Origin of the sequence: Peterkaempfera griseoplana, from assembly GCF_001418575.1 — a bacterium.
Classification (GTDB): domain Bacteria; phylum Actinomycetota; class Actinomycetes; order Streptomycetales; family Streptomycetaceae; genus Peterkaempfera; species Peterkaempfera griseoplana.
The window spans coordinates 1-5,777 of the sequence record NZ_LIQR01000615.1; the positions used below are offsets into that span (position 1 = coordinate 1).

Genomic DNA, 5,777 nt, shown 5'->3' on the forward strand with positions numbered 1-5,777 from the left:
CCCGGCCCCCGGCGGACGGCTGGGGGGCCGTCCGCCGGGGGCCGGGGTCGGACACCAGGGGCCCGTACGCGGTGGGGGACGTCGCGTGCGGGAGTGAGGGAGCCCGAGGGGGAGAAGGGCTCCAGGGGGAAGCTCGCCGAGGGGGAACCGAGGGGCGAGACGAGGACGGCCGCCCGGAGCAGGCTCCGGGCGGCCGTCGACGTGCTCCGCCGCCTCCACGCCTTCGGTCGGCCGCCTGGGGGTTGCCCACAGTGCATTGCCCGCACCCTCCGTATGACACGCAGCCTCGGCGTTGCCCGCGGCGCCGGCGGACCCAGCGGCCGCGGCACGCTCGGCAGCCCGTCGCCGGGCTCAGCAACCCCGACGGGCTCGCCAACCGCCGCCGTGCTCCGGTGGCCTCGGCATGCCCTGCTGCCTCCCCGTGCTCCGCTGCTCCGACCTGACCGACTGCCTCCACCGACTGCCTCCAGGTGCCCGACTGCCTCGACCAGACCGACTGCCTTGGCCGGTGGCCCCGGTCACCCGCTCGCCCCGGCAGACCCGCCGGCCGCCGATAGACCCGCCGGCCACAGCTGGACCCGCCGGCCATCGCCGGACCCCCCAGCCGCAGGCGCGCCACGGCCGTCGCCGGGCCCGCCGGCCGTCGAGGGGCTCGGCAGGCCGGCAGCCGGCGGCATGGATCCGGACGGAATCCGTCCGCCGCTGCGCAGGCACCTCCGCTTCGACCACCGTTCAGGCCACCCGGGTAAGGTCGGGCAGGGGCCGCGGCCCGGCAACGCCGGGGCCACGACCGGGTGGGCCGTACGGCTCAGCAGTCCCAGGGAACGGAGAAGAGCGCGTGGCGCGCAGCGTGTACGTGACCGGCATCGGCCGCGGGGACGGCCGACAGGTGGTCGAGCTGGGGGTCATGGAGCTGCTGACCCGGCATGCGGACCGGGTCGGGGTGTTCCGGCCCCTGGTCCACTCCGCGCCGGGCGGCCCGGGTTCCGACCATGTGGTGGAGCTGCTGCGCGGCCGTTACCGGATCGATCTGCCGCCCCACGAGCTGTACGGTCTCACCTACGAGGAGGCCACCGCCCTGCAGGCGGAACGAGGGGTGGACGAGCTGGTCTCGGTCCTGGTGGACCGCTTCCGCGCCCTGGAGGCCAAGTGCCCGGCGATGCTGGTGCTGGGCACCGACTTCGCGGACACCTCCATCCCCGACGAGCTGGCCTTCAACGCCCGTCTTGCCAATGAGTTCGGCGCCTGGGTGCTGCCGGTGGTCGGCGGCCTCCACGAGGGGGCCGACGCCGTGGTCGCCGAGGTCCGCAATGCCTTCCGTGCCTACACCGACCTGGGCTGCAACATCCTGGCGATGATCGCCAACCGGGTGTCCCCCTCGGACAAGCAGCAGATCGCGCGCCGTCTGACGGGCCGGCCGGCAGTCCCCGCCTACGTCCTGCCCGAGGAGCCGGCGCTGGCCGCACCCACCGTCGCGCAGGTGGTCCAGTCCACCGGCGCCGAGGTGCTGCTGGGCGACGCCACCGGCCTGGCCCGGGATGTGCGGGGGTTCGTCTTCGGCGGTGCCACCCTCCCCACCTTCCTGGCCGCGCTCACCGAGGGCGCCATGGTGGTGACCCCGGGGGACCGCGCCGATCTGCTGATCGGCAGCCTGGCCGCCCATGCCGCGAGCGCCCCGCCCATCTCCGGCCTGCTGCTGACCCTGGGGATCCGTCCGGACGCCGATGTGCTGTCGCTGGCCGCCCGGCTCGCCCCCGGTACGCCGGTGGCGGTGGTCCCCGGCGGCAGCTGGCTCACCGCCGCCTCGCTCAGCGGCCTGGAGGGCAGGCTGACCGCCGGCAGCCCCCGCAAGGCGGAGACCGCGCTCGGCCTCTTCGAACTCCATGTCGACACCGCCGAGCTGACCAGCCGGATCGAGCTGAGCCGCTCCGAGCGGGTGACCCCGATGATGTTCGAGCATGTGCTGCTGGAGCGGGCCCGGTCCGACCGCCGCCATGTGGTGCTGCCGGAGGGGACCGAGGAGCGGGTGCTGCGCGCCGCCGAGGTGCTGCTGCGGCGCAACATCTGCGATCTCACCCTGCTCGGCGACCCGGAGGTGATCCGCCGCCGTACCGCGGACCTGGGTGTGGATCTCGGCCTGGACCGGGAGTCGTCCGGCGCCACCGCCCGCATCGTCGATCCGGCCGCCTCCCCGCTGCGGGAGAGCTTCGCCGAGCTGTACGCCAAGCTCCGCGCCCACCGGGGTGTCACCGCGGAGCTGGCCTACGACGTGGTGGCCGACGTCAGCTACTTCGGCACCCTGATGGTCCAGGAGGGCCTCGCCGACGGCATGGTCTCCGGTGCGGTGCACTCCACGGCCGCCACCATCCGCCCCGCCTTCGAGATCATCAAGACCGCTCCGGGTGCCGACATCGTCTCGTCGGTCTTCTTCATGTGCCTCGCCGACCGGGTGCTGGTGTACGGCGACTGCGCGGTCAACCCCGACCCGGACGCCCGCCAGCTGGCCGACATCGCCATCAGCTCCGCCGAGACCGCAGCCCAGTTCGGGGTGGAGCCGCGGGTGGCCATGCTGTCGTACTCGACCGGCACCTCGGGCTCGGGCGCCGATGTGGACAAGGTCCGCGAGGCCACGGCGCTGGTGCGGGAGCGGCGGCCCGACCTGCTGGTGGAGGGGCCGATCCAGTACGACGCGGCGGTGGACCCCGGCGTGGCCGCCACCAAGCTCCCCGGCTCCCAGGTGGCAGGTCGCGCCACCGTGCTGGTCTTCCCGGATCTCAACACCGGCAACAACACCTACAAGGCGGTCCAGCGCTCCGCGGGCGCGGTGGCGGTGGGCCCGGTGCTGCAGGGCCTGCGCAAGCCGGTGAACGACCTGTCGCGCGGCGCCCTGGTGCAGGACATCGTCAACACCGTGGCCATCACCGCGGTCCAGGCCCAGGGCGGCGGCGCCCGGTGACCCGCAACTCCAAGGAGTCAGCCTCTGTGAGCGCAGCCACCCGGGTCCTCGTCCTCAACTCCGGCTCCTCGTCGCTGAAGTACCGGCTGCTGGACATGACCGACGGCCGTCCGCTGGCGGGTGGCCTGGTGGAGCGGATCGGCGAGGAGGGCAGCCGGCTGGTCCACCAGCCGCTGCGGGGCGAGCCGCGCGAGCAGTGCCGGCCCTTCCCCGACCACGCCACGGCGCTCAAGGCGGTGGGCGAGGAGCTGCGCACGGACGGTCAGGGGCTGGACTCCCCCGGGCTGGCGGCGGTGGCGCACCGGGTGGTGCACGGCGGCACCCGGTTCACCGAGCCGACGCTGATCACCGACGAGGTGCTGAAGGAGGTCCGGGCGCTGACCCCGCTGGCCCCGCTGCACAACCCGGCCAACACCACCGGCATCGAGGTGGCCCGCGCCCTGCGTCCCGACCTGCCGCAGGTGGCGGTCTTCGACACCGCCTTCCACGCCACGCTGCCCCCGGCCGCCGCCACCTACGCGGTGGACCGCGCCACGGCCGACCGCTACGGGGTGCGCCGCTACGGCTTCCACGGCACCTCCCACCAGTATGTGTCGCGCCGTACGGCGGCACTGCTGGGCCGGGATCCGGCCGAGGTCAATGTGATCGTGCTCCATCTGGGCAACGGCGCCTCGGCCTCGGCGGTGGCGGGCGGGGTGTGCGTGGAGACCTCCATGGGCCTGACGCCGCTGGAGGGCCTGGTGATGGGCACCAGGTCGGGCGATCTGGACCCGGCGGTGGTCTTCCATCTGCACCGGGTGGGCGGCCTGTCCATGGAGGCGGTGGACGACCTGCTCAACCGCCGCAGCGGGCTGCTGGGCCTCTGCGGGGACAACGACATGCGGGAGGTCGAGCGGCGCCGGGGCGAGGGGGACGCGGACGCCCGGCTCGCCTTCGAGGTGTACATCCACCGGCTCCGCAAGTACATCGGCGCGTACTGCGCCGTGCTGGGCCGGGTGGACGCGCTGGCCTTCACCGCCGGTGTGGGCGAGCACTCGGCCGCCGTACGGGCTGCCGCGACGGCCGGTCTGGAGGGGCTGGGGATCGTGGTCGACGAGGCGCTGAACGGGCTGCCGCCGGGTGGTCCGAGACTGATCTCCCCGGCGCACTCGCGGGTCGCGGTGGCCGTGGTACCGACCGATGAGGAGTTCGAGATCGCGCGGCAGGCCTTCGCCCTGGTGCGCCGGACGGCAGGCTGAAACCCGGCCCACCGTCCCACGGACCGTCCCGGATACCGAGATGCTTCGCGGGCGATCCAAGCGGAAACCGACCGGAATGCACCTATAGCACGAACGGATAGAATGATCCATATGCGCCGAGCGAAAATTGTCTGCACCCTGGGTCCCGCGACGGACAGCTACGAACAGCTGAAGGCCGTCGTCGAGGCCGGTATGAACGTGGCCCGTCTCAACATGAGCCACGGTTCCCACACCGAGCACGAGGGCCGTTACCACAGGGTCCGTCAGGTCTCCGAGGACACCGGCCGCCCCATCGGGGTGCTGGCCGACCTCCAGGGCCCCAAGATCCGCCTCGCCACCTTCGCCGAGGGTCCGGTCACCGTCGAGAACGGTGACGAGTTCACCATCACCATCGAGGACGTGCCGGGCGACCAGCACATCTGCGGCACCACCTACAAGGGTCTGCCGGGCGATGTGAAGAAGGGCGACCCGATCCTGATCAACGACGGCGCGGTCGCGCTGGAGGTCGTCAGCGTCGACGGCCCCCAGGTGAAGACCGTGGTGGTCGAGGGCGGGGTCCTCTCCAACAACAAGGGCATCAACCTGCCCGGCGCGGCCGTCAACGTGCCCGCGCTGTCCGAGAAGGACATCGAGGACCTGCGCTTCGCGCTCCGCCTCGGCGTCGACATGGTCGCCCTCTCCTTCGTCCGCAACGCCGCGGACATCGAGCGGGTGCACGCGGTGATGGACGAGGAGGGCCGCCGGGTCCCCGTCATCGCCAAGATCGAGAAGCCGCAGGCCGTGGAGGCGATGCGCGAGATCGTGCTCGCCTTCGACGCCGTGATGGTGGCCCGCGGCGACCTGGCGGTGGAGTACCCGCTGGAGAAGGTGCCGCTGGTCCAGAAGCAGCTGATCACCCTCTGCCGGCAGAACGCCAAGCCGGTCATCGTCGCCACCCAGATGATGGAGTCGATGATCCACGCCTCCCGGCCGACCCGCGCCGAGGCCTCGGACGTGGCCAACGCCATCCTGGACGGCACCGACGCGGTGATGCTCTCCGCCGAGAGCAGCGTCGGCAAGTACCCGGTCGAGACGGTGCGGACCATGGGCCGCATCATCGAGGCCGCCGAGGGCGAGCTGCTCTCCCGCGGTCTGCAGCCGCTCAACCCGGGCCGCAAGCCCCGCACCCAGGGCGGCTCCATCGCCCGTGCCGCGTGCGAGCTGGGCGACTTCCTGTCCGCCGAGGCGCTGGTGGCCTTCACCAAGTCCGGTGACACCGCCCGCCGCCTCTCGCGCTACCGCTCGCCGATCCCGGTGATCGCCTTCACCCCGGACGCCCACACCCGCAACCAGCTGGCCCTCAGCTGGGGTGTGGAGACCTTTGTGTCGGCCACCGTGCAGACCACCGACGCGATGGTGGAGCAGGTCGACGAGGAGCTGCTGGCGCTCGGCCGCCTGAAGGCCGGTGACACCGTGATCGTCACCGCCGGCTCCCCGCCCGGCATCCCCGGCACCACCAACATGGTCCGGGTGCACCACCTGGGCGAGAACACCGGCGCCTGACACCTGACACACCGTCGGCAGACGCGGCGCGGGGCGCCTCC

At 72.8% G+C, this 5,777-nt stretch carries 3 protein-coding genes; all 3 read left to right on the forward strand.

Going from position 1 to position 5,777, the window contains the following annotated elements; translation table 11 throughout:
- Nucleotides 1–838 precede the first annotated feature (838 nt).
- The 3 genes from pta to pyk all read left to right on the forward strand — a co-directional run bounded on the left by pta (nucleotide 839) and on the right by pyk (nucleotide 5,736).
- Nucleotides 839–2,956, forward strand: a complete 2,118-nt coding sequence (gene pta / locus AOK09_RS34115; RefSeq protein WP_055591091.1) for a phosphate acetyltransferase — start codon at nucleotides 839–841, stop codon at nucleotides 2,954–2,956.
- 26 nt (nucleotides 2,957–2,982) lie between these two features.
- Nucleotides 2,983–4,194 (forward strand): acetate/propionate family kinase, encoded by a 1,212-nt coding sequence (locus tag AOK09_RS34120; RefSeq protein ID WP_079063645.1) that lies wholly within the window; start codon nucleotides 2,983–2,985, stop codon nucleotides 4,192–4,194.
- Nucleotides 4,195–4,305: 111 nt separating this feature from the next.
- Nucleotides 4,306–5,736, forward strand: coding sequence for a pyruvate kinase (gene pyk / locus AOK09_RS34125; protein ID WP_055591093.1), 1,431 nt, complete (start codon nucleotides 4,306–4,308; stop codon nucleotides 5,734–5,736).
- Nucleotides 5,737–5,777 lie beyond the last annotated feature (41 nt).

Bases quoted from the DNA above. Each gene is read 5' to 3' on its own strand.
- pyk (WP_055591093.1), top strand. From the start codon at position 4,306: ATGCGCCGAGCGAAAATTGTCTGCACCCTGGGTCCCGCGACGGACAGC.